Annotated in this window: 19 protein-coding genes; 5 read left to right on the top strand and 14 right to left on the bottom strand. The window is 66.6% G+C overall.

The annotated features are described in order from the left end of the window. Positions 1 to 38 precede the first annotated feature (38 nt). The 6 genes from FM113_RS11470 to FM113_RS11445 all read right to left on the bottom strand — a co-directional run bounded on the left by FM113_RS11470 (position 39) and on the right by FM113_RS11445 (position 8,659). Complete coding sequence (locus FM113_RS11470; protein ID WP_087014801.1) at positions 39 to 410, bottom strand: cupin domain-containing protein; 372 nt, start codon at positions 408 to 410, stop codon at positions 39 to 41. After that, positions 407 to 1,831: an amidase gene (locus FM113_RS11465; protein WP_087014798.1), complete on the bottom strand. Its 1,425-nt coding sequence runs from the start codon at positions 1,829 to 1,831 to the stop codon at positions 407 to 409. The genes FM113_RS11470 and FM113_RS11465 overlap by 4 nt, the downstream gene beginning before the upstream one ends. A 29-nt stretch (positions 1,832 to 1,860) precedes the next feature. Next, positions 1,861 to 4,374: a CehA/McbA family metallohydrolase gene (locus FM113_RS11460; protein ID WP_087014796.1), complete on the bottom strand. Its 2,514-nt coding sequence runs from the start codon at positions 4,372 to 4,374 to the stop codon at positions 1,861 to 1,863. Between the two features lie 71 nt (positions 4,375 to 4,445). Beyond that, a complete protein-coding gene (locus FM113_RS11455) occupies positions 4,446 to 5,897 on the bottom strand; it encodes an APC family permease (protein WP_176387197.1) in 1,452 nt (483 codons plus the stop codon). Between the two features lie 362 nt (positions 5,898 to 6,259). Continuing rightward, positions 6,260 to 6,835 (bottom strand): helix-turn-helix transcriptional regulator, encoded by a 576-nt coding sequence (locus tag FM113_RS11450; protein WP_176387196.1) that lies wholly within the window; start codon positions 6,833 to 6,835, stop codon positions 6,260 to 6,262. An 87-nt stretch (positions 6,836 to 6,922) separates the two neighbouring features. Further along, positions 6,923 to 8,659 carry an amidase gene (locus FM113_RS11445; RefSeq protein ID WP_087014789.1) on the bottom strand — a complete coding sequence of 579 codons (1,737 nt, stop codon included), beginning with the start codon at positions 8,657 to 8,659 and terminating at the stop codon, positions 6,923 to 6,925. A 141-nt stretch (positions 8,660 to 8,800) separates the two neighbouring features. On the opposite strand from FM113_RS11445, the gene FM113_RS11440 reads away from it, so the two are divergent. Together FM113_RS11440 and FM113_RS11435 are read left to right on the top strand one after the other, a co-directional pair. Further along, positions 8,801 to 9,979: a helix-turn-helix domain-containing protein gene (locus FM113_RS11440; protein WP_087014787.1), complete on the top strand. Its 1,179-nt coding sequence runs from the start codon at positions 8,801 to 8,803 to the stop codon at positions 9,977 to 9,979. A gap of 398 nt (positions 9,980 to 10,377) precedes the next feature. After that, positions 10,378 to 12,060 (top strand): ABC-F family ATP-binding cassette domain-containing protein, encoded by a 1,683-nt coding sequence (locus FM113_RS11435; RefSeq protein WP_087014786.1) that lies wholly within the window; start codon positions 10,378 to 10,380, stop codon positions 12,058 to 12,060. Positions 12,061 to 12,120: 60 nt separating this feature from the next. Here the strand turns inward: FM113_RS11435 and FM113_RS11430 are convergent, their stop codons facing one another. Genes FM113_RS11430 through FM113_RS11415 form a run of 4 tightly spaced genes read right to left on the bottom strand, consistent with a single transcriptional unit; the run spans position 12,121 to position 15,890 of the window. Then, positions 12,121 to 13,170, bottom strand: a complete 1,050-nt coding sequence (locus FM113_RS11430) for an iron chelate uptake ABC transporter family permease subunit (protein WP_087014784.1) — start codon at positions 13,168 to 13,170, stop codon at positions 12,121 to 12,123. Next, the gene (locus tag FM113_RS11425; protein WP_254908983.1) at positions 13,167 to 14,207 is read right to left on the bottom strand and encodes an iron ABC transporter permease; all 1,041 of its coding nucleotides are present in this window, start codon (positions 14,205 to 14,207) and stop codon (positions 13,167 to 13,169) included. The genes FM113_RS11430 and FM113_RS11425 overlap by 4 nt, the downstream gene beginning before the upstream one ends. Further along, complete coding sequence (locus tag FM113_RS11420; protein WP_087014782.1) at positions 14,204 to 15,229, bottom strand: ABC transporter substrate-binding protein; 1,026 nt, start codon at positions 15,227 to 15,229, stop codon at positions 14,204 to 14,206. The genes FM113_RS11425 and FM113_RS11420 overlap by 4 nt, the downstream gene beginning before the upstream one ends. Positions 15,230 to 15,266: 37 nt before the next feature. Then, the gene (locus tag FM113_RS11415) at positions 15,267 to 15,890 is read right to left on the bottom strand and encodes a TetR/AcrR family transcriptional regulator (protein WP_087014780.1); all 624 of its coding nucleotides are present in this window, start codon (positions 15,888 to 15,890) and stop codon (positions 15,267 to 15,269) included. 54 nt (positions 15,891 to 15,944) lie between these two features. On the opposite strand from FM113_RS11415, the gene FM113_RS11410 reads away from it, so the two are divergent. From FM113_RS11410 to FM113_RS11400, 3 genes are read left to right on the top strand one after another with little or no spacing between them, the layout of a single operon-like run. Next, positions 15,945 to 17,564 carry an ABC transporter ATP-binding protein gene (locus FM113_RS11410; RefSeq protein WP_176387195.1) on the top strand — a complete coding sequence of 540 codons (1,620 nt, stop codon included), beginning with the start codon at positions 15,945 to 15,947 and terminating at the stop codon, positions 17,562 to 17,564. Further along, a complete protein-coding gene (locus FM113_RS11405; protein WP_217896003.1) occupies positions 17,561 to 19,213 on the top strand; it encodes an ATP-binding cassette domain-containing protein in 1,653 nt (550 codons plus the stop codon). The genes FM113_RS11410 and FM113_RS11405 overlap by 4 nt, the downstream gene beginning before the upstream one ends. Beyond that, entirely contained in the window at positions 19,210 to 20,073 is an 864-nt protein-coding gene (locus FM113_RS11400; protein WP_087014776.1) for a siderophore-interacting protein, read from the top strand. The genes FM113_RS11405 and FM113_RS11400 overlap by 4 nt, the downstream gene beginning before the upstream one ends. A 57-nt stretch (positions 20,074 to 20,130) precedes the next feature. Here FM113_RS11400 and FM113_RS11395 read toward each other — a convergent pair whose 3' ends face one another. The 4 genes from FM113_RS11395 to FM113_RS11380 form a co-directional block, all read right to left on the bottom strand. After that, entirely contained in the window at positions 20,131 to 20,709 is a 579-nt protein-coding gene (locus FM113_RS11395) for a GNAT family N-acetyltransferase (RefSeq protein WP_217896002.1), read from the bottom strand. Between the two features lie 50 nt (positions 20,710 to 20,759). Further along, positions 20,760 to 21,677, bottom strand: a complete 918-nt coding sequence (locus tag FM113_RS11390; protein WP_140393352.1) for a LysR family transcriptional regulator — start codon at positions 21,675 to 21,677, stop codon at positions 20,760 to 20,762. A gap of 41 nt (positions 21,678 to 21,718) precedes the next feature. Continuing rightward, positions 21,719 to 23,056, bottom strand: coding sequence for an MFS transporter (locus FM113_RS11385; RefSeq protein WP_176387194.1), 1,338 nt, complete (start codon positions 23,054 to 23,056; stop codon positions 21,719 to 21,721). A 65-nt stretch (positions 23,057 to 23,121) separates the two neighbouring features. Then, positions 23,122 to 24,702, bottom strand: a complete 1,581-nt coding sequence (locus FM113_RS11380) for an amidohydrolase (protein ID WP_176387193.1) — start codon at positions 24,700 to 24,702, stop codon at positions 23,122 to 23,124. Between the last annotated feature and the right edge of the window lie 277 nt (positions 24,703 to 24,979).

The raw sequence follows: 24,979 nt of genomic DNA, 5'->3' as shown, positions 1-24,979 counted from the left end.
ACCAGCGTCGTGCACGGAAGCGGCCGAACCTCCGCGGCCTACGCGGAGGTCACCCCGACAAACACTTTCTCGGTGGGCTCCAGCGTGTGCCACACGCCAGAGAAGCCCTGGGGAATCTGGAACGATTCCCCCGCGCCCCATTCGAGGCGCACCCCGGTGCTGTCTTCCACGGCGACGCGGCCCGACAGGATGACGCACAACTCGTTGTAGGGCCACGAGTCGAATGCGACCGAACCGGGCTCACCGACCCAGTACCCACCCTCGACGGCGGGGGCACCCATCTCCACGCGGTGTTCGGACTCCTGCCAGCCCGGACTCACGCGGTCGTAGGACTCGACCGGCGGGGTGGACCCGGCCAGCGTGCTGGAGTGGACGGCGACAATATCTGCAACGGTATACACGGTGGTCACACCCCTTCTGAGAGCACGGAGAAGTCCGTGGCGTACACGTGGGTTTCGAGCGCGTTCGCGAGGGAAAGCACGCGGGTATCCGCGTAGGAACGGCCCACGATCTGCACGCCGGTGGGCACGCCCGAGCTGGAAACGCCGCTCGGCACGCTCAGCACGGGGAGCTGCGCGAGCGAGTTGAACGGGTAGGTCATGAACCAAGCTTCGCCCACCTTCGGCGGGACTACCTCGCCATTGATCTCAATATCAATGTCGAGCGGGGACCGCTCCGCCGGGACGGAGGGCAGGGCTGTCGTAGGGCAGAGGAACGCGTCGTACCGTTCGAGGATGGGGCCAAGCTCCCGGTACATATCGACGTGCACCTCGAGCGCCTCGATGAGGTCTGCCGAGGAGAGGTCCTTGCCCTTCTCGATCATGTCTTCGGCGTAGTCGGAGAGTTGGTGGCGATCTCGATCGAAGTCGTGCACAAACCGGGCCGCGGATCCGCGGCTCGAGTTCGTCGCGACCCATGCGTCGTACACCTCAGTACCCCAGTCGAGGGAGACCTCTTCGACGGCGCATCCGAGCTTGCGGAGCCCCTCGACCAAGGCGAGCAGGTTGGCCCGCACCTCAGCGTCTACGGGGAAGTAGCCGAGGTCGACCGAATACGCGATCCGCCAGTTCGACACGTCAGCAACCTCGGTGTAATCCACCACTTCTGCGACGGTGCCAATGTCGTCGACGTGACGGCCCGCGATGATGCTCTGCATGAGGCGCACGTCGTTGACTGCGCGCGCGAGCGGGCCGTAGTGCATGTAGGGATCGAAGGTGTTCGGCAGGTCGTTCGGGTTTCGGCCGTAGGGGGCCTTGTACCCGTACACCCCGCAGCAGGAGGCGGGGATCCGGATCGATCCCCCGATGTCGGAACCGTCCGAGAGGGTGGTCATGCCCGCGGCGAGCGCAACCGCCGCACCGGAGGAGGATCCACCCGGACCGTACTCCGTGTTCCACGGGTTACGCGTGGTGCCCCAGAGCGGGGTGTAGCAGTTGCCGGCCTCGCCGAACTCGGGCATCGTGGTGCGCCCGATCACGATCGCGCCGGCGTCGAGGAGCCGCGCTACACCGGGGTGGGTGTCCGGGGTGACGTTGTCCTTGTAGAGCTTCGATCCGTAGGTCACGGTGTGACCGGTGATCGGAACGTTGTCCTTTACGGCGAGGGCGATGCCCTCGAGAGGGCGCGCGGTGCCGTCCTGATAGCGCTGGTCCGCGGCGAGCGCCGCGGCCCGAGCCTCGTCCGCGTAGATCGCGGTGAACGCGTTGACCTTGGGGTTCTCGGTGGCGATGCGCCGGAGCAGCACTTCCAGGAGTTCTGAGGGCCGCAGCGTGCCCGCGGCGAACCGGGAGAGCGCCTCCGTTGCGGAGAGGTATGCCAGTGATGCAGTCATGATGTCTTCCTCGGTGTTCGTTCCCGTGGCTAGGAGGTGTGCGTGCGGATCAGTTCGGTGAGTGTGCGCGTGGCCTCGTCGAGCGGTGCCACGAGGAACGCCTCGTGGTCGGGGTGGGTGTGCCTGTGCGTGACCGAGCCCGCCCACTGGGTGCGCCCGCGTTCCACGACATAGCGCCGTGCCCCGTCCACGATCCGGAGCATGTTCTTGATCGTGTGCTCGTTGAAGCGCTGGTACTCGCCCTGCGTGGTGACGTACACGGGTGAGGTGTGGGCAAAGACCACGCGGTCCCACGTGTCGTGGTGACGTGCGTCGTTCGCGCCAAAGCAGCGCACCGCCACCCAGGAGTCTTCGGTTACCTCGAGGTCGTGCGCGAAGGAGGCAGTGCCGCCCTGCGCGGCGACGGGGATCCGGGCCTGCACGACGCCGTTGAGCAGCACTTCCACCTCGGTGACGGGGAAGATTGTCTCGAGCTCGCCCGCGACGGTGATCCGGTTACCACGGCTGCGCGTGAGCGTCTGCCCGGGAGCAGCGCCGTCCACGGTGACCCAGAGCAGCGGGCCGCTCGTGATCATGGTGTCGCCGTTCTTGATGCCCTGGCACCACTCCCAGTAGTCGGGGGTCTTGGACGGCACACCGGCGTAGGTGCGGAGCATGCCGATCGGCACCTCAGCGGTCATCTTGTCGGTGCCCGCGGCGATGGGGATCTGGAATCCCGCATTGAGGTACTTGTAGTACTCGCCCATGTTGTAGTGGTCGAAACCGATGGACTCCACGGCGTCGAGCCGTCCAGTCGCGAGCAGAGCCGCGGTCTCCCCGTAGGGAACCGGGAAGTGGGCCAGCACGACGGTGCCGCCCTGTGCGTGGCACTCGTCGGCCCAGTGGGAGAGCGTCGTTTCGAGGCCACCCCCCAGCTCCGCTTCCTCGGATCCGCCGGTGCACCAGGGCATGATCGGCTCGCTCAGCCCGAGTAGGTTGATGTGCCCGAGCATGTTGGTCCGGTTCTCCTGGCCGGTAAACACTACGGCCTCCCGCTCCAGGGAGTATTCGGGTCGGCCGCTGAACTCCTCGGTGCTGGTGAACAGCTGCCCCCACTGGGTCTGCAGCAAGTTCACGATCTGCACGTCCTCGGCGCGCGCCTCGAGTTCTGCCCCCTTGGTCGACACGAAGTGGACGTGGGTGTCACCGCCAACGTAGCCGCGCTCTAGTGGGTTGAAGCGACGGGTCAGCTGAATATCGAAGCTTGTCTGCTCGGCCGAGACTGTGATGGAGCCCCGGAACGGTTCATAGGTGAAGCCGCGCACCACCTCAACCGTGATCTCACCGTTCGGGAGCCAGCCCTCGAACCGGCCGTCCGCGAACGCGTACGTGCTGGCGCCGAGGCGTACGTCCCCGCCGATGTCGAGATTCCAGGTGCTGCCGTCCGAGTTGATGTGTGCGTGGTGCCCGTACGGCGCGTAGGGGATTCCGTCGGCGGATTCGAAGCGCACGCGAGCCGCAACGGGCTGGCCGGTGTCGGCGTCGCGAATGCTGCCTCGCACCCAGCTGCGGTCCGCGGAGGGGAGCGCCACCGAGACCTGCTCGGTGAGGCGGAGGGTGTCTGCCGCGACAAGGTCACCCCAGATGAACTCGGCGAGCACGGCGTCGGCACGCATGATCATGATTGTGGCCGACGGCGCGGCGGCCACGCGCACATACCCTGATCCGGGCTCCGAGTGGGCGCTCCCCCAACCGAAGACCCCAGTGCGGACCTTGTCCGGGGTGCGGTGGGTACGGTACACGTACTGCGCGGTGCCGCGGTCCACCGCCACCTCGACAGTCTCGTCCATCTCCACGCCGGTCAACTGGATGAGCATTTCGCGCTCCACGGCCCGGTTCAGGGGTTCCTCGGCCAGGGTGCTCCGGGTGATCGCCCCGAGGAGCAGCGTGTGCTTCTCGCCGCCGCTCAGGCGAACTCGAGCGATCGCGAGCTCGGGGTGCGGGTTCTGCCAGGCCCACAGGTAGAACCGGTACGGCAGCAGGTAGGGCACGCGGGACTGCGGATCCTCGATCTCCACGAGGCGCGCGCCGGCTGTGTCGAACCGGCCACACACCCGCTCCATGAGCTCGTGTTCGGCGTCGTTCACCGCCAGAAACGGGGTCTGTCCCCAGTCGAGCGGCGTGACGTGGCCGAGCCACTTGCGCGGGGTGGGGCCGATCTCGAACCGCTGCGACAGCGAGATTTCCACTTCGCTACCGTCCGCGTAGGTGACGAGGTAGGCCCCTACGTGCTCCCCGATCGAACCGCCAGAGTACAAGTCGGTTTCGAGGACAGCGTGCGCGAACACCAGGGAGGTCGCGATGCCCTCCACGTTCATGTCGACGTGTGCGCCCGGGGTGGCGCGCACGACCGCGTGCTGGGCGGTGCCAAAGCTGAACGGCAGGCCGTGCAGTACACGCTGGCCGAGTGTGACGTCCTGGGGATCCTCGAACAAATCGACGGGGGCATTGTATGCGTGAGTGAGGTCAACCGGGAAGTATCCGGCCGGGCTGTGGGTCGTCAAAACGTGTCTTTCCTTTACGTACCTCGGAGTGCGTGCGGCCGCATGTGCGGCGCGCGACGATGGGCGTGGTGCTAGGGCACCACGGATATCTCGGTGGTCGCGGCCATATCTCGGTAGATTTCGGGGCGGCGGCGGCGCAGGTAGAGTCCGCGCCAGAGACCGCCCAGGATCGCGACCACAGCGAGACCCCACACGATGACGTTGACCGTGGTGTCGCCCCCGGTGAATAGGTCAAAGTTAGTGATGACGAGCACCGCGATGAACGTGAGCGCGACCCAGGCCAGACCGGGGGCGATCAGCGTGCGCCAGACCCCCTCTTCCGGGTGGACCCGGCGCAGGTATACGAGGCTGGCGAGGGAGCACAGCGACCACAGCACGATAATGGCAAGGAACCCGAGCGCGCTGCCAACGAGCAGGAGCACCGTGTAGGGGTCGATCCGGCCCACCGCACACACGATGATGACGATCAGCCCGAGCGCGCTCTGCAGGAGCCCCGCTGCCCAGGGCGAGTACGTGCGGGAGTGGGTGCGCCCGAACACGTGGGGCAGGATTCGTTCCCGGCCTAGGGTGTAGACGTAGCGGTTTGAGGCGTTGTGCAGCGCGAGCAGAGCCGCAAAGGCGCTCAGGATCAGCAGGATATTGACGATCTCGAACACCCACGGGTGGGTGAGTCGCGCAAATAGGTTGGTGACGAGGCCCTCGAGGTCGTTCCCGGCAGCACCGGTGATCCCGTCTGCGCCGTACGCGGTCACGACGATCAGCGCCATCAGGCTGTAGAACACACCGATGAACGCGACCACGATGTATGTGGCCCGGCGCACGGTGCGTGCTCCGCCCCGCACCTCTTCGGAGTAGATTGAAGTTGATTCGAAGCCCATGAACGCGCCGAACACCAGCGCGAACATCGCAAGCGTGCTGGGGTGCAGCACCAGGCCAGGGCTGTAGATTTCACCGGGCACCGCACCGATCTCGGGGGCGGCGAGCACCACAATCGCGAGCACGATAAGTGCGAGGATCTCGAGGATCAGCACGACCCCGAGGATCTTGGCGCTCGCTGTGATGCCGCGGTAGCCCAGGATTCCGACGATCACGAGAGTCACGAGCGCGTAAGACCACCAGGGCAGCGAGATGCCGAACCAGCTCGCGAAGCTGCTCGCCGCGTAGGTACCGATAACCCCGTAGGTAGAGATCTGCAGGGCGTTGTAGGCGAGCACGGCGAGCATCGCGGAGACGGTGCCGGTGGTTTTGCCGAGACCGCGGGCGATGATCGTGTAGAACGCCCCCGAGCTGCGGAGGTATTTCAGGACGGTGTTCAGTCCGACGGCAAACAGCGCCATGACGCCCGCGGCAATGAGGTACGCCCCCGGGACAGCGGCACCGCCGACGAGGAAGTGGAGCGGCATGACCGCCGCGACGAGCGTGAGCGGAGCGAGTGTCGCCAGAGCGGTGAACACAAGCTCCGGCAGACTGATCGCCCCCGCGGCGAGTTGGTTCTCACCGCGCTGCGTTTCCTGGATGTTCAATATTGGGCCCCTTTGCCGATAGTGCGTGCAGGTTAATAATTATTTACTATAGGACAAGTTGTCCGCAAGCGAAACCTACATGACAAGGGGAACTTGCCGCCGCGGCGATCCGCAGCAGGCGATCGGGGGCACCAGTGGGACTCATTTACTCTCAAACTGGGACGCCAATTGCCGATGTCCACGCGTTCTGGCCCCACTCCCTGGGAGACCGCATAGCTGAGCCCGGAGGGCTGCATTTCGCTCTTGCGAGCCAGACTCATCGTCGGTGAGCTGAATCCAAGGAAAGGAGCACGGGCGATGAACGTTTTCAGCGCTCACGAACTTGCCGGGCCTTCGACCCCCGGCTCAGATGCCCTTTCGGGTCAGGGGGCGACTGTCCGGGCGAGGCACCAAATCACGGTGGCACCCAAGGACGCCGAGGCTTGCCAGCGATGCAGATCTCGCCCGTCCAGGGTCAGAGAGTCTTGCGCGCGCAGTGTCCAGTCCTCATCGTGCAGAAACACGGTGAGCTCCCCCTCGAGCACGTGCACAAAGTGCAGCGGAGTGTTCACTGAGTAATCGAGCGCGTTTCCGGACGCTCCCGGCGCAAACTGACTATGAATAACCTGCAATCTCGATTCGGATCGCGGCGTCAATAGGCGTTCCTGCACCCCTGGTTCGGCTTCAATGAGCTTGGGGGCATCTTCCCAGCTCACGCGCGCGACCTCTGTGTGCGAGAGCAACTCACCCACGTCGAGGTGCAGCACTTGACACACAGTCATCAAGGTTGCGACGCTGGGCGAGGTGAGATCCCGCTCGAGCCGACTCAGGAAGCCCTCGGTCACTCCGCTCGATTCCGCAACCTGCTTCATCGTCAGGTGCTGAGAAATTCGTGCTCGCCGCAGTTTCGAACCAATACGCGCTCGCTCTGGATGGGAACCTGCGGCTAAGACGACCACGCGCTCTCCTAGATTCTGCAGGCACGATCGCACCACAGCCGTTGACGGCCGAACGCTCCCGTGCGGGAAGGACTGGGTACTGGAACTCTATCGCCACGGCACGCGCTGGCTCGGTGCCACACACGCTCCCCGCTGCCCGAGCTCCGGTGCTCGCCGCAGCGAACCGTTCCCGCCCGCCTCGAACGCGGCGGCGTAGCCGAGTAGCGCCGGATCGTCATAGGCAGCCCCAACGAACGTGAGTCCCACGGGCATCCCGATGTCGGCCATCACCCCCATCGCCACAGTCACCGTGGGGAGTCCGATGTGACGCAGCGCATAGTTGCCGTGCGAGAACCGTACCCCGTTGGCCCACGCGATGTCTGCTGCGGCCTCGTCCGTGTCCGCATTCGCGGGCCCCACGTCAGCGTGCGAGGGGAATACGACCGCGTCGAAGCCCTGCTCCTCGAGCCACGTTTCGAAGAGTTCCTCGCGCAGCTCGATGATGGCGTGCACTCCCCGCGCGAAGTCCGGGTGCTCGCGCGGATCGGGGATCCCGCGCCGCGCAGCCTCGACGACGCTGCGGAACCGGTCGCTGTGATCGCCCACCCGTTCGTAGCGATCCGGCAGCGCTCCCGGCGGCGTGGGGTAGATCTGCGCCGAGTCCACCCCACCGAGTGCGGGGATCTGCGGGTCGCCGTTTGCCCGAAGGAAGTCGTCCCAGCCAAATGCGAGCAGGTGGGTGAACTCAAAATCCGACCAGCCCGACGGGAGATTTCCCAGCGTCCCCAAGAACTTCTGCCCAGGCCGGTCGCCCTCATACCGAGTCATCAGCGAGAAGTCGCTCACCACAACCTCAGCCCCGAGCTGCTCGAGCCGCGCTCGCGCGGCGCCCCAGAGCTGCAGGATCGAGGGCCGGACGTCGAGTGGGTAGTGTGGATCCTCACCCAAATACATCGCGGGTACCGCGATGCGTTTCCCCGCGAGCGCACCGGGATCCTGCAGCGCCAGGTAGCTCTCCGGCCGATGTTCGCTGGGGCGCGGGATCGGGACCACGCGTTGGTGCCGCCAGAAATCACCCCGTGTTTCGGGATCATCTTGCACAAGCACGTCAAGAAGTTGCAGCATGTCGGGCATGGATCGCGTGTGCGGCACCACAACATCGCGGGCGGGGAATAGCGGCCAGTTTCCCCGGATCGACAAGATGCCCCAGGACGGGGTGTAGGCACACAGCGCGTTGTTCGCGGCGGGGCTCCGGCCGGACGACACGGTTTCCTCCCCCATCCCGAACATGGCGAGGTTTGCGGCGGTCGAGACCCCTGAACCGTTCGAAGATCCAGAGCCGTAGGCGGCGGCAAGAAAGTCCCGGTTGTACGGGCTTTCCGCGCGACCGTAGAGCCCGCGTTGCATCCCACCATCCGCCATCGGCGGCATATTGGTCTTGCCGATCAGGATCGCGCCGGCCGCAGTGAGCTGCGCAACTGTGAACGCATCCCACTGCGCAACAAGGCTGGCAAAGGCCGGAGATCCCGCCGCGACGGTCAGCCCTGCAGCCATGTAGGAATCTTTGACGGTGAACGGAATACCCTCCAGCGCGCGCGGCGTTCTCGCGCGCCAGCGCCGATCCGATTCCGCGGCTGCATCTCGGACACGCGGATCCATCACCACGATTGAGCGCAGTCCATTCGGGCCTCGGTCGTAAGCCTCGATCCGGGCAAGGTACTGGTCAACGATCTGAGTCACGGTGACCTGCCCCGTCTCGTAGGCCGCACGCAGTTCATCGATGCTTGCCTCTACAAGCTCGAACGCGCAACCCTGAGTGCCTGTGCTCTGCTCAGCCGATTCCATCCTGTACCCCTCGTTCACGCTGTCGTGTGCCGCCCTGATGCCCGGCTGTACTTCAGCGTGGCAGGCAATATGCCTCGTTTCGAGACGCAATCACTCCCCGTTTCCCGCGTTTCGCGGGGCATCTGCACCTACGATGAGGTCATGGTGGCATATCCAACGACGGACACACGAGTCCCGCTCGCTGCAGACGAGCAGCGCTGGCGGGAGCTCCTCGCCAGGCTCGATCCCGCAACACTCACGGAGGCGCTCCTGCCTCGGGTCGATCGGGTCGACGGCTACCAGTCGCCCCCGATCCCGCGTTCTGAAATTCGACGCACTGCTGAGCTCTCAATGGAGGTGTTGCTGCGTGCCCTGCGGACCGGATCACTCGACAACTCGGTGACAGTTCCCAGTGAAATTGGGGTGTCACGCGCCCGGGCAGGCATCGAACTCAGCTCGCTCATGGCAGCCCTGCAACTCGACTTTGCCGTGCTCTGGGATGGCCTTCTCGCCGTGGCTGACGACGCAGACGCACAGCTCATCGTGCACCGCACTCGGGCGGTGATGCGCACCGTCGACGCATGGGTGAGCCAAGCGCAGCGCGCGTATCTTGCCGAAACACAACGCATGCGAGAGGAGTCTGCGTCGCTGCGCCGCGACATCATCGATGCCGTGTTTCACAGCACCCCCGGAAGCCGGGAGGAGCGCGAGGCGGTCGCGGCCGTCGCGAGCGAATGTGGCTACGGAGTCGACGAACCTCTGCTCGTCGTCGCAGCGGTGCGCGGCGACATCCCCGCTCTCCGTGTCGGCGTCGCCGAACTTGAACGGTTCGGCGTCATGTGCCAGCTCTCCCACCTGGATGGGGCTCTCATTGTGTTTCTTGCCGCGCACCCAGGCGGTACCGGAACGCACGCGGATCCAGCAGCACATTTGGGCGACATGCGCGTCGGAATGGCACCGGCTCCGGACGGAATCACGGGGCTGCGCGCCGCCGCGGCTCGCGCCCGCGAACTCGCACTCCTCCTTACCCCCGACGAATCCGGGGCCATGACCCGGGAACGTGGGTGGGCCCGCCAGGCTGCGCGCGCGCTCGATGACGCCGGATCGCCCGTGATCGCGGACGTTGAGGCAGCACTCGCCCAGGGCTCAGCGGCGAAACGTGAGCGGCTCCTCGAAACAGTGCGATGCTATCTCGCTTTGGGCAGCATCAGCGACACCGCTGCTGCGCTGTTCTGCCACCGAAATACGGTCTCCAAACAGCTCCAACAGTTCCGGGACGTCACCGGTGTCGACCCGACGATTCCGCAGCAGGCGGCGCGCCTCGTCGTGGGCTGGGCGTAGCACCACTCACGCACTCCCTCGACGCCCTGCTTTTCCAGTTTTGGCAAGACCGCTGGCGCCGGAACCTGAGTTCGCCATAGTCTGGTGGCGTGTACCGCCTGTCGTTTGGTTAACGGGCCTGCGTCTCATCCGCGCAGGGTTCCCCACGGAGGGTGTCTTCGCTGACCCCTCCTGACCCCCGTCAGACCACCCCCTCGCGCACTTGCCGCTCGGGGCACGCAGTACAGGAGGCCTCGTGGCCACCCCCGTCTTGTCGCACGCTCGGCGTTCCCGCTCGATGCAGGATCACCCGGTCGCACGCGCACGCGACCCAACGCGTGCAGCGCCGCCACCGGCGCGCACCCGGATCCCGTAGACCCCTCATCCCCACCGTTCTCGGGGAAGAAAGCAGTACCCGCATGTCCCATCTCGAACTCACAGGCATCAGCTACACGCTGCCCGATGGCAGACCGCTCCTGAGTGATGTCAGCTTCCGCGTCGGCAACGGCGCAAAGGTCGGCCTGATCGGTGCCAATGGTGCCGGAAAAACCACGCTCCTGCGCATTGTCACCGGCGATGTGACCCCCGACGAGGGCGTCGTGTCCCGCGGCGGCACCGTCGGCGTGATGCGCCAGTTCTTCGCTTCAGGCACCGTGCACGAGCTCCTACTCTCGTTCGCCCCCGCGGCTGTCCGCGCCGCCGCAGCGCGGGTGCAACGCGCAGAAGACGCGCTCCTCGAAAACACGGACCCTGACCGGGAGGAGGCAATCCAGATGAGCTACGCGCGCGTACTCTCCGAGTGGGGCGATGCGGGCGGCTACGACGCGGAAGTGCTGTGGGATGTGTGCACGATCGCGGCCCTCGGCGTTCCCTATGATCGCTGCCGCGAGCGCGCACTCACCTCGCTCTCGGGGGGCGAGCAGAAGCGACTCGCGCTCGAGGCGCTGCTGCGCGGCAGTGACGACGTCCTCATCCTCGATGAGCCGGACAACTACCTCGACGTTCCCGGAAAGCGCTGGCTGGAGGATCGCCTGCGCTCGTCGGACAAGAGCGTGCTCTTCATTAGTCACGATCGCGAACTGCTCGCGCGCAGTGCAACCGCGATCGTGACGCTGGAGCTGGGGGCCGCCGGCAATACGGCCTGGACGCACCCCGGATCGTTCGCGAGCTACCACGCAGCCAGGGCGGCCCGCTTTGAGCGGCTCGAAGAGCTCCGCAAACGCTGGGACGAGGAACGTCAGAAGCTCAAGACCCTCGTGCAGATGTACAAGGACAAGGCCACCTACAACGCCGGCATGGCGAGCCGGTACCACGCCGCCCAGACGCGTCTCGCCCGCTTCGAAGCGGCTGGGCCGCCCGAGGAACAGCCGCGGGAGCAGGATCTTGCGATGCGCCTCACAGGCGGACGCACCGGGAAGAAGGCGATCGTGTGTCGCGAGCTGGAGCTGACCGGCTTGATGTTCCCGTTCGACCTCGAGGTTTGGTACGGGGACCGTGTCGCGATCCTCGGATCAAACGGCTCCGGCAAGTCTCACCTGTTGCGGCTGTTCGCCGCGGGCGGCACGGACCCCGAAGCGGAGAACCGGCCGGGCACCGATGTGGTGATCGAACCGGTCCTCCACGATGGCACGGCACGACTGGGCGCCCGCGTGCGGCCCGGATGGTTTGCGCAGACCCAGGGCAGGCCGGATCTGGCGGGACGCACACTGCTCGACATTTTGCACCGCGGCGATGAGCACCGGCAGGGGCTCCCCCGCGAGCAGGCCGCCCGCGCGCTCGCCCGGTACGAGCTCGCGGGCGCCTCGGAGCAAACCTTCGACGCGCTCTCGGGCGGACAGCAGGCGCGGCTCCAGATCCTGCTGCTCGAACTGGGCGGTGCCACGCTCCTCCTCCTCGACGAGCCAACCGACAACCTTGATCTTGTCTCGGCGGAAGCGCTCCAGCAGGCGCTGCGTGTCTTCGACGGCACGGTGCTCGCGGTGACCCACGATCGCTGGTTTGCCCGCGACTTCGATCGGTTCCTCGTGTTCGGTCAGGACGGGGAAGTCACCGAATCCGATACCCCTGTGTGGGACGAGGGGCGGGTGCAGCGCGCCCGTTAGGGGTGGGACTCGGGAAGCGACGGGGTGAGTCCGGGTGAGGACTCCCCCGTCGGCTCGGGGCTACCGCGTGCGGCGCAGCAGCGTCAGTGTGAGGTAGGCCCCACCCAGGCTCACGGTGACGGCCCCCACCGGAATCTGGACGGGCGCGAACGCGTGTGCCGCGATCCAATCCGCGACGCTCAGCAGCACGGCCCCCGTCAGTGCGGCCGCGAGGACCGGCGCCGTGCGCGGGAGGAGTGAGCGCGCGAGATGCGGGGCCGCAAGCGCCACAAACATGATCGGACCCGCGACGGCCGTGGTCACTGCGGTGAGCGCCACCGCACACACGATGAACAGGTTCCGGGTGAGCGTCACCCGAAGCCCCAGGGCCCGCGCGAGATCGTCCCCCAGCGACAAGATACGCAGCTTGGGGGCGATCCCCGCGATCACGACCCCGGTCGCTGTGAGCGCCACGAGCGCGGGCAGGATCTGTGACCACCGCATGTTGTCGAGCGTGCCCGCCGCCCACATTGATCCCGCCGTCGCTGTTGCGGTGTCGGTCTTATACACAAGCCAGGTATTGACGGCGGAGAGAATCGCGCTCACCGCGATCCCCGTAAGGATAAACGTCCTGCCGCCCACCCCGGCCCGCGCAGCGAGCGCGAGGACCAGGAGCGCTGCTCCCAGACCGCCCGCCAGCGATGCGCCCGCCAGCGTGACAAAGCCTGGGGCCGGAATGAACATGAGCACACACAGCACCCCGGTATAGGCCCCCGTGTTGAAACCGATCACGTCCGGGCTCCCCAGCGGGTTGCGAGTGAGGGTTTGGAAGATCGAACCCGCAGCACCCAGCGCCGCCCCGAACGCGAGTGCCGCGAGCGCCCGCGGCAGCCGCCACGACAACACCACGGTCGAGGTGAAATCATCCGCGGTGCCGATGAGCGCGCCCCACACTTTCGCAGGGCTCAGAAGCAGGTCCCCGGCGGCCAGCGCGCCGAGGAGGATGGCGACCAGCGCCGCGACCGCCGCTGCCCAGCGCCACCCGCCGGCCCGCGCGGGCGCGGGAACTCCCAGGGACGTGGGGACCGCAGGCTGCGCAATCGCCCCCGGCGAGCGGGGGATCGGGTTCATCGAGACCTCCGGATAAGAATGAGGAGCACGGGGGCACCAACCGCTGCGGAAACAATACCGACGGGGATTTCTCCCGGCCAGAGCACCACTCGTGCCAGCACATCCGCGGCGAGGACAAGCGCGGGCCCTGCCATCACGCTGGCGATCAGCACCCGCCGCGCATCGGGACCCGTGAACGGCCGCACCAGGTGCGGCACCATGAGCCCGACAAACCCGATGGGTCCTGCCACCGCTGTGGCGGCACCCACGAGGCAGGCGGTGGCGAGCCCCGTGCCTGCCCGCGTCAGCAGCGGATGACTCCCGAGCCCCCGCGCCAGATCGTCCCCCAACGCGAGGGCGTTGAGGGGGCGGGCGAGCGTGAGTGCGAGCACTCCCCCCACCGCAAACACCGGGAGCGTCTGCATGAGAACGTCAAGGTTGGGGCTCGCGAGGGATCCCGCCGACCAGGAACGCATCGCGTCGAGCATGCGCGGGTTCAGGAGCGTCATCGCGGCTTGGATGCCTGACACCGTCATACTGAACGCGACTCCGGCAAGGATCAGCTGCGAGCCATCCGCCACCCCGCGCAGGCCGAGGACAAGCACGAGCGCCGTTACTACGGCGGCCCCGCACACGGCGACGGCGGCGATTCCCGTGGCCGAACGCAGCCCAAACCAGCTCATGCCGAGCACCACGGCAAACGCCGACCCGGCGCTCACACCAAGCAACCCGGGGTCCGCGAGCGGATTACGTGTCATCCCCTGCATGAGCGCGCCGGCAGCCCCCAGAGCGGCGCCCACAAGGAGCGCGGCGAGCGTGCGGGGCAGCCGGACCTCCCACACGAGCGTGTCGAGGTCGATCCCACCATTCCCGGCGAGGAGCGCACCGAATTCCGTGAGCGAGACGGGGCGCGAACCGACGCCGACGCTCAGCATCGTGAGCGCACCGACAACCACCAGGAGCGCGGCCCCAGCCCCGAATCGGCGGAGTTGCGCGCGGGCGGGCGGCTGCGCGGCCGCCGCTCCGGCGCGCGCCGATCGGGGCGGGGCGAGGGTCACTTCGCCGGAATGAGTTCGAGCCCGGGACGCAGCTCGTCGAGCAGCCACGGGACGGACACGACGTTCGGATCCTGCAGCGCGGTTGCTGCTTCGAGCCCCACAGGGACGTAGCGCTGGGACATGATCGGCTGCTTGGACACGATCGGATCTTGCTCAAACTTCTCCTGCAGCGCGTCCGACTGGTACGTCATGAAGAGCACGCCGGCGTCGTTGAAGAGTGGTGCCTGCTCGAAGCTGACGTCGATCGCCCCGGGCACCGATCCCTGCCCACCCAATTCGGTGACCGCCGGCAGCGAGACGAGTCCGAGCTTCTGCATGAATCCGGCGGTGACGTTCGATTCTTCGACAAGCATGACAACAACTCCGTCACGTGCCTGACCGTAGAGGAAGGTGCCGCCATCAAGGTTCGGAAGGTCCTGCTGGAGCTGTGCCACGGCGGCATCTGCCTGCTGGATCAGCTCCTCGGCGGCAGCAGACTCGCCTAGGGCGGTACCGATCCGCTGAGCAGACTCCTCACTCGAGGCCGCGTAAAGCGCGTCGCTGTAGGTGACGACGGGGGCGATATCGCTGAGCTGCTGGTAGAGCGCCTCGTCTAGCGTGAACGCCGCGGTGGCAAGGATCACGTCAGGCCGCGCGCCCGCAAGCTGTTCGACGTTGACGCTCATCGGGTTGACCCAGGTCGTGTCGGCCGGCAACTTGTCAATGTAGGGCAGGTTCTTTTCGTCTCCCGCCCCGGCGATACTTGTGAAAGATTCGGGTGCGGCCACGACCTCCGCGCCGAGTGCGGAGGCGAGCGCCACGTCCGCATAGCCGAGAGCGGCGACGCGCTCGGGCTTCTCAGGGATGGTGACCTCGCCGTACGCGTTGTCGAGCGTCACGGGGAATACCGAGCCTGCATCGCTCACGGGAGCCTCCTCAGCGGGAGTGGGCTGACCGGTGGCGCAACCGCCCAGGAGGAGCGCGCTGGCGAGCAGTGCGGTGAGCGCTGGCAGGGGGCCGCGGCGGAGAGGAGAACGTGACATCGGAGCTGCTTTCTGTTCGGGTGTAGGGGATGAGGAACTAGTGCGCGCTGCGGGGCGTCGCGTCGGGTGCGGTGAGCGTCGCGGCGATCGCCTGAAACACGGCGCGCGGCGACGCTGCCGCGGCGAGCTCTGGCCAACGCGGAGCGAGGGCCGACACGGCGGGAACCGGAGGTCCGGCCGTGAGATCTGGGATCCGGATCTCAGATGTGCCGGCCTGGGCATGGCTCATGGTGGCCTGCCCGAGGATCGTGGCGAATATCGTGCGGTAGAACACAAACCCCTGCTCATCGGTGAGACCTGCCTGAGCGGCACAGCCCAGGAACCCCTCGGGGAACTGCATTCCCGCCGGGCTTGCGAGCCGACACGTCGAGATCAGGCGGATGAGCCACGGGTGGGCACTCAAGAAGTCGTGCAGGCACAGCGCAAGCTCGACCGCGGTGGCGACGGGATCGGCGCTCGGCGCGGGCAATGTGATGTCTTGTGAGACACGATCCACGAGGGCGACGAGCAGCGCGTCGCGGTCTGCGAAGTAGCGATAGAGCGCCATCGGCGTCACGCCGAGGCGCGCTGCGAGCGGCCGCATGGCGAGCGCCGATTCTCCGTCGACGGCAATGATCGACATGGCTTCGTCGAGGATTCGGCCGGGTTCGAGCTTGCTCAATCATTCCTCCGATGTTGATTAGGACAGCCTTACTATACGCGTATACTCCTGGATGTGACACCACCTCGCTCTCTGATCGACCCATCCGTCCTGCCGGCACTGCGTCCGTCGCTGCCCGCGCTCCTCATCGCAACGTCGGGAGCGACCCTCTCCGGGGTATCCGCTCTCGGCGCGATTTGGGGGGTGGTGCGCATGATCGGCGATCCGACACCCGCGCGCGCTGTCGGAGTCTGCGTCGCGCTCCTTCTCTCGGCACTTCTCGCCTCTGGCGCATCGTGGCTGGCCCACGCCGCAGAAGCCCGCTTCGAGGCCCGTCTGCGGCGCACCGTTGCCGCCCACGTGCTCCGGCTGCCAGCGACTCGGCTCAGTGACTTCACCACTGATCGGCTACGTCGTCTCGTGTCCGAGGACGTCGCCGCACTGCACCATATGGTGGCCCATCTCCCCGCAGAGCTTGCCGTCCTCATCGTGATCCCGGCCTGTGCGGTCGCGCTTCTCCTCACGCTTGCCGGCCCGAGCGCACTCGTTGCTTTGATCCCCGGCGTGCTTGCGGCGGTCATCTCCCTGCTGGTGTTGCCTCGGCTCTCCGCTGCGCACGGAGCCGAGCGTGGCCGGGTGATGAGTGAGATCACGACCGCCGTAGACGACTACGCGCGCGGGATCCGCGTCTTTCGTAGCTTCGGCGGCGGGGCTGGGGCGCTAGCGCAGTACTCCGATGCGACTCAGCGCTTCACCACTGGCATGGTGGCCTGGGTCCGGCGCGTCGCCACACCGGCCGCGATCGCGATCGCACTGCTCCAGGCCGTCGCTAGTATGGCGATCGCGTATGCGGTGGGGGCGGGACGCAGCCCCGAAGTGCTCGCCGCGACGCTCCTGCTCAGCCTCGCGATCGTCACCCCCGCACTTCGGCTCGGGCATGGCCTCGATTACGTTGCCGCTGGCCGCGCCGCAGCGACACGCATCGGCGAGCTCCTGGCCGAACCGACACTCGACGACGGTGCCGCCGAAGCTCCCACCGGCACAGTCACCGTGGAAGTCGATGCGCTCAGCCACTCCGCTGACGGACGGATGCTGCTGGCACCTCTCACCACGCGATTCCCCGCCGCCTCACTGACGGCAGTCACCGGCCCCAGCGGGGCCGGAAAGTCCACCCTGCTGCGCATTCTCGCCGGCCTAGACATTCCCACTCAGGGGCAAGTTCGAATCGGCGGAACCCCGGTCACGAAACTGTCCGAACGAGGTCGCGCGGACGCCGTTCTGCTGATCCCTCAGGCCGTCGCACCACTCCCCGGCAGCGTCCGCGATAACCTCAGCATTCTCGCCCCGCACGCCACCGACGCGAGCGCCCGGGACGCTCTTGCACGTGCTGGGCTCGAAATCCCCCTCGACACCAGTGCGGACATCCTGTCCGGCGGCGAGCGCCAGCGGCTCGCCCTGGCCCGCGCGTTCCTCACGACGGCGCGCGTGATCCTCGCGGATGAGCCCACCGGAGCCCTCGATGCGCGCAACGCTGATCGAGTGTGGCAGGAGCTCAGTAGTCTCGCCCGTGCCGGGCACACCGTTGTGGTCGTGACCCACGACGCAGCACTCGCGGCGCGCGCCGATCAGCGGGTCACGATAGCCCCCGTCGATATCCCCCACGCCTCGCCCACTCACGCAGGAGGTACCCGGTGACCCGCAGCGCCGCACCCAATACCCAGCTCACCGCAGGCTCCGCTCACCGGGATCGCGCTGACCGCACGGGACTCCCTGCTGCCGCCCGGAGGCGGCTGGTCTCGGTCGGCGCGGGATGGGCACTCGTTGCACTCGGCGAGGCGAGCGCATTCACCATCCTCGCGCTGGCCATCCGAGATGGCCAGGGCGTCGCCACGGTGCTGATGGCCGCGGCGGCCGCGATGCTGCTCACCGTGCTCGTGTCGCGTGCCGGCTATCTCGCCGGGGCACGCCTGGCGGGCGACCTGTACGCGTCACTCGGCTCGGCGCTCGCAAGCGCTCAGCTCTCCTGGTTCACCGCCGAGCATCGCGCGCTCGTTGCGGCCGCCGCGGGGCGGGCGATCCCCTCACTCATGGGGGTGCCCGCGCATCAACTTCAGACCCTCATCCTTGCCCCGCTCGTCCCAGCCCTCCTGTGTGTATCGCTTGGCGTTGTTGCGGGGGCGGCCACAGCCGGGATTCTCGCCGCGTTACTCGTGATCGCCCTCACCGCGCAGGTGTGCGCGCAGCGCAGCCTTGCCCGCACGGATGACGCCCGGCACCGCCATGAACGCGCCGCAACCGCGGGCACTGTGGAACTCGTGGAGCACCTCGAACTGCTCCGCACCGCGGCGGGGCCGACCCGCGCACTCGCCCGTGCAGAACAGGCATGGTCCGGTCACGAAGCAGCGATGGCTCGCACCAATCGCGCGGCGGCTCCGGCAACCCTCGTTTCGGCGCTCGCAAGCGCGACCCCATTGGCCGGAATGCTCATCTTCCTCGTGGGGACAGGAGGGTTTGGCGATCCCGCGCTTGCGCTCGCGATCCTGGTGCTCACCACCCGCGCCGGTGCACCGATCGATGATCTTGCGCTGAGCGGGATCGCGGTGGGCGAGATCCGTGCGCACACCGCTGCATACCGGGCAGCCGCCGCGGCACCCTCACTTCGGCAGCCGCACCCCGCACGCCTCGACTCGCAGGTCCTGGGCCGAAACTCCGGACACGTGCTGACGCTGACCGACGTGGGTCGGGCACCGGCGTTCTCCGGGGTGACCGCGCAGATCCCCGCGGACACACGCGCTCACGTGGCTGGGCCTAGTGGCTCGGGCAAGAGCACCCTGCTCGGGCTCCTGCTCAGATTCGATGACCCTGACACCGGCACGATCACGCTCGGCGGGACGGATCTGACCCAGCTCAACGAGGCTGAGTTGACCAGCCAGGTCGCGTATGTGCCGCAGGATCCCATTGTGTTCACCGGCACGCTCGCGGAGAATCTGCGTATTGGGCGCCCCGGGGCAGACACCGAAGAGCTCCTCGCCGCCGCCCACGCGGCTCAGCTCGGGGCGGTCTTGGGTCGGGATCCCCGCGGACTGGATCAGGATGTGGGCACACACGGCCAGGGTCTCTCCGGCGGTGAACGTCAGCGGGTCGCTATCGCGCGTGCACTCGTGAAACGCGCTCCCATCCTGATCCTGGACGAGGCGACCTCCGCGCTCGATGCATCGACCGAACGCCGTATCGCTGAGGTGTTGGTCGGCCTCGACTGCTCGCTCATCTTCGTCACCCATCGGGATCCGGCGATCTGGCGGCCCCACCAGACCATCGCTCTGACGGGGACGGTGACAGTGTGAACGCGGCCACCGCCCGCAACCTGCGCGCGGGCATTCGTGAACTCACGCGAGCTGCCCCAGCCCCGGTGATCGTTTCCGCGACGCTCACCGGTCTTGAGCAGATCGCCCCGTCCTACACCCGGATCACCTTGACCGCGGCGGGACTCCAGGCGTACTCCCCCACGCTGCCCGCTGACGCGGTCAAGATCGCGGTTCCGTCCCCCGCGGGCGGGACGGCCCTGCGCGCTATGACTGTCGCGCTCCGCCCGAACCCGACCTCACTCTGCATCGACGTGCTGCGGCACTCGGACGGCATCATCGACCCGTGGCTCGCGTCGGCTCGCGTCGGCGACACAGTCGAGGTCTACGCGGTGCGTCGCGAGTTTGTGCTGGGTGCCGGAATAGACGCACACCTGATCATCGCGGACGCCACCGCCCTCCCCGCCGCGGCGTCGATCCTGCGCAGCATTCCGCCGGACCACGCGGTGCGCCTGATACTCCAGGTGCCCGACCCACACGACGCGCCGGCGCTCCTCACCGAGCCCCCAGGCGCGCGCCTCACCTTGCACACGGGCGCGCGCTGGAACGAGCCCAGACTCCGCGCTCAGCTCGACGCGTGGGCGGATCATGCCTCCTGGACGTCAACTCAGGCCTGGGTTGCAGCAGAGGCGGGGGTCGTCTCGATTGTGCGGAAGTCGCTGGTGGAACGCGGGCAGCCCCGCGACCAGCTCTTCGCCGCCGCCTACTGGAAAGCGGGGCGCGACAGCGGCACTCGGGACGCTCGGATCCGTGCAGCGTTTGCCGCGACCGGACTCGGCCCGGAAGACCTCGCCGACCCAACTGTGCGCACCGAGATCGAACAGCGCGCGGATCGGGCGTAGCCCTGGTCGGGCGTTCCGGTTTCGCCCCGGACACTACGCTCGCACCCCCGCGAGGGATCACCTCAGGGTTCGTGTGAGCACCTGTCCCGGCCAGGGGCCGGACGGCTGAGCGACAGAAAACGTGTCTGCCCGAACATATCCGCACCGTTCGTAGTAGCGCACGAGATCACCCGATGCGCCCGCATAGCAGTCGACTCGCAGCTGGCTCACCCCTTCGGATTGGGCGCGCACCTCAGCAAACGCAAGCAATTCCCGACCTACCCCGGCAGCGCGGGGATCACGGGACCCAATCAGCACCCGCACGTAGAGCTCCGGCACCACCGCAGGCGGGACGTACTCCATCGCCTCTCCCAGCACGATCGCGCCGCAGACCCCCACGCCGGGCAACTCTGCCACCCAGGTATCCGGCGAGGCACACCACACCGCGGCCCGAGCGATCCATTTTTGCTGATCTGATGCGGGTTGTGTGCCCCACTGCGCGGTGTTTCCGATCCGCACAAACCAGGCAATGGCCGAATCAAAAAGCCCAAGCACGGCCCCGACATCACGCTCCGTCGCTCGACGAATTTGGATCCCCGGAAGGGATCTTTTCCCTGCATTCGATGCCCGAGCGATGAGTTCATCTGGGTGTTCCATCCTCCCAGTGTGCCGGATCACACAACTGCGCATCAGCGATCTGAGCCCCGCTACTCGCTCCGCGGTGCTTGCCACAGCGCACCAGGCGGGTCAAGGCTCTCGCTCCCACTCAGTTGGGCGACCACGTGCCGAATCTGCGGGTCCAGGGCCCCGCCGTTCGCCCAGGCGGCCCGCAGCGGGATCCGTAACGGACGCCCCTCCCAGGCCAGCGGGGTGCTCCGCAACCCAAAGAGTGCGGGTTCCCCGCTCATGAGGCATAGTCCGCCGTGCCGCGCCGCGTACGCTTGCGCGACCTCTGGCAACGCGAGCACGCGTGCGGGTCCAGGGACCACGCCGGCCGCGGCACACGCGTCCGCCACCGCGCGACGCACCCCTCGGTAGTGTTCGACGGTCACAAGCGGGGCCGCCGTGAGCACGCCAATATCCGCCATTGCAGCGGACTCAGGATCATCAATCGGAGCCCAGGACCCCCGCGCATGCTGCACGGTGATAGGAATCGCACCGATCACCTCGTGTGCGAGATCTTGCGGCGGCACTCCCGTCCCCACTGCGATGTCGCATTCCCCGGCAGCCAGCAGCCGCAGCACGTCATCTGCGGGGGCAGAAATGATGCGAGCTGTTGCCACACGGCCCTGAGCAATCATCGGGGCAATAATGTGCCGGGCCGTCTCAGACGGGCACGCAATCACCAGTTGAGACTCCGGACTGGCACCCTGCGTCCGGACGATCTCATCCAACTGCGCGGCGGCAAGCAAGACCTTGCGTGTGTGCGGGAGAAAATCGCGCCCAGCTCGAGTCAGCGTGAGGCGGTACCCACCGCGGTCAAACAGATCAAACCCGGTGCTCCGCTCCAGGTCTTTCAGTTGTCGTGACAGGGCGGGCTGCGTGACGTGCAACTCAGCTGAGGCCGCCGCGAGCGACCCCAACCGAGCTACGGCCTCGAAGCAACGGAGCAACCTGATCTGCACCGCATTCTCCGCCCTGTTCGACAACCCTCGTGAGCGTGAGCCTACTCGACCGGCTCTCCCCTCACGGCAATCCCCGCGGTCTCCGCGCCCGTGCGCAAATTCCGTGAGCGTGAGGCGATCCACACGCTCAAGACAGTGAGGGCGGTCAGTAACATGAAGAACCCAACGAGCGGCCAGTATGACCCGTTGCTCGCATTCCAGAGCGCGAAGCCGATGGTCGGCACAAATCCGGCGACCACGCTCGTCAGGTTCGTCGAGAGTGCAAGCCCGCTGTACTGCAGCCTGGCCGGGAATAGATCACTCAGCAGCGCTCCGGCGGGGGCGTACAGCGTGGCAACAAACACGGGAGCCAACGCAAGCGCGACAAGGATCAACGCGGGCACGCCCGTATTCACGAGGGTAAACAAGACCGGGGCATACGCGAGTGTCGCGAATCCGCCAACGATCATCACGCGCGCGGACCCGAAGCGATCAGCAAGCCGCCCATACACCGGAGTCACCACGAGTTGCAGCAGCGCACCCACGATCGAACTGCCAATCACGGGAGCCGGATCCTGCCCCTTCGATGAGACCCAAGCGATCATGAATGTGGTGAGGAAGAAGTAGCCGGCCATACCGATCAAGTACACGCCAGCTCCCAAGAGCACTCGGCCGGGAACCTCGCGGAAAATCTGCAGCGCTGGGTAGCTTTCTACCTCAGCCTCAGCAACCAGTTCCCGGAACTCCGGGGTCTCCTCGATACGCAGCCGAATCCAGATGCCTATCGCGACAAGCACAAACGCGGCGAGGAACGGCAGCCGCCACCCCCAGCTGAGGAACTCATCGCGCGGGAGCATCATCACGAGCATGAACGCTCCGGAAGAGGCGATCGTGCCTGCGGGCGAGCCGAGCTGCACGATTGAGGCGTAAAAGCTGCGGCGATGCGGAGGAGCGTACTCGATCGCAAGTAGCGTCGCTCCGGTCCACTCGCCTGAGGCGGAAAGTCCCTGTCCGACACGGAACAGCAGCAGCAAGATCGGTGCCGTAATGCCAATCGCGGCGTAGCCGGGAAGGAGCCCGATTCCCCCGGTGCACACGCCCATCAGGATGAGCGTGATCAGCAGTGCGGTGCGACGCCCGTATCGATCACCCACGTGCGAGAACACAATTGCTCCCAGCGGTCGCGACAGGAATCCTGCGGCAAAGGTGAGCAGTGACAGCACTGTGGCCTGCGCCATGTCATCGGACGCAAAAAACACCTGTTGAAATACCGCCGCAGCCGCGGTGCCATAGAGGAAGAAGTCATACCATTCGAGGGCGTTGCCCACGAAGGCAGCCCAAGCAATACGCCGTACGCTGGCCTCCGCGACAGGCGCGGTTGTGGAAGGAGATGCAGACATCGTTGTCCCTTTCATAACGATGAATCGGTGCGCGGCGCGCACCGAACAGAAAGCTTTTTGGAGCGCTACGCGGGCTGCGTGAACGTGATCTCGCCACCCACGACGGTGGCTCGTACGCGAATCTCGGCGAGCTCCTCAACGGGACTCGCCAGGGGATCCCGATCAAGCACAGTGAAATCCGCGACGTGGCCGGGGATAAGACGCCCCTTCCACGATTCGGTACCCTCAGCCCACGCGCTCCCGCGCGTGTACGCGAGGAGCGCCTGTTCCACACTGACGCGCTCAGCTGGGGCGATCACGCGCCCGTCCGGGGCGATTCGGCGCACCATGTCGGCAATGCCCTGGACCGGGTCGCCATCGCTGATTGGCGCATCGGAGCTACCTGCGGGGTACATTCCCGCAGCAATCAATGACTGAATCGGAAAGACCTGGTCCACGCGGTGGTCACCCAAGCAGCGGCGGTAGCCGTGTCCGAACTGCCCAATGAACCTGCTCTGCGGCACCGGGACGAGCCCCAGTGCTGCGGCGCGTGCAACCAGTTTCGGATCGACAAGTGAGAAGTGCTCAATGCGGGGCCGGAAGTCGGCCAATGTGGTTATCGTAGCGAGCTCCTCCAGTATCTCAACGACAAGCTCGGACGTGGCATCGCCCATCGCGTGGATCGCGAGCTGCCACCCCGCGCGATCCGCCTCGTACATCATCGCCCGGAGCGTGTCAGGCCGGTGCTGCAACAGCCCCCTGTTGCCCGGCTCATGCTCGTAGTCCTCGCGGACGAATGCTGAACGCCCGGACAGGGATCCATCCGCAATGATCTTGACCGGTCCGAGCCGCAGCCACTCATCTCCGAACCCGGTGGCGGCCCCCAGCCCGCCAGCGCGAGTCCACACACCCGGCGATTCCTCAATGCGCTGCAACCCGTCGATCAACGGCATCACCGTGGCGCGAACGTTGAGGGTACCCGCGACACGTGCAAGCTGGAACGCGCGCAGGTCATCGTGCCGGGATCCGGGGAGCACCCCGGGTGCACAAATTCCCGGCTCTGAGACACTTGTCAAGCCCATCGCGGCCGCGGCCGAACTTGCCGCTCCGATCGCCGTCACTTGCTGTGCGAGCGTGATCTCGGGGAGTGCCCGGGCGACAAGCTCTCGTGCCGTCTCCACGAGGAGTCCAGTCGCGGAACCGGCATTATCGAACGCAACTTCGCCTCCCACCGGTGCCTCCTCCGGCCGGTCAGGGTCCACACCCGCCGCCCAAAACGCCGCGCTATTCGCGACGGCGAGATGCCCACACTGATGCGCAAGAAATACGGGCCGTCCGCCCGAACGGCGGTCAAGCTCATGCCGGTCAGGATGGGCCCCCAGATCAAGCGAGTAGTACCCGTGCCCCAAGACCCAGTCCCCCGGGGGCAAGAGCTGTGCTCGTGCTTCAACTGCAGCATAGAGATCGTCAAGCGATGCAATACGTCCAGGGCCCAGGTATAGCGACTCCAGTTGCCGACCAAAGTAGCTGAGGTGAAAGTGCGCATCGTTCAGTCCGGGTACTGCTGTGGCTCCGCCGAGATCGACTGTCTCTCGTGCAGGAAGGTCGGCTGCGGCCTCTCCGATTGCCACGATACGGCCCCCCGACACCGCGATCTGATCGGTCACAGGGTCACCGCCCAGCCCCAAGAATCGCGCGTTCTCCCATCGAATATCGCAGTGCATTTGGGCCTCAGTTTCTTCTCTGGAACGGGTCGATCTCACGCTATGGGTCCTCGCAAGAAATTGACATTGCCAAGCTCGAGAGGACTCCTTGCCCAAACGGACAGGGGTGTGTTGGGAGCGGGACACTCTGCCGCACCGATTTTGTGTCGCTTCACACTGGCGCAACACCCACTTCGCTGAAATGGGACATGCAGCTGCACCACGGCAGCACATATCGAAA

This window comes from Leucobacter sp. 7(1), assembly GCF_900163635.1.
Lineage (GTDB): Bacteria > Actinomycetota > Actinomycetes > Actinomycetales > Microbacteriaceae > Leucobacter.
This window is presented reverse-complemented; position numbering and strand designations above follow the sequence as displayed.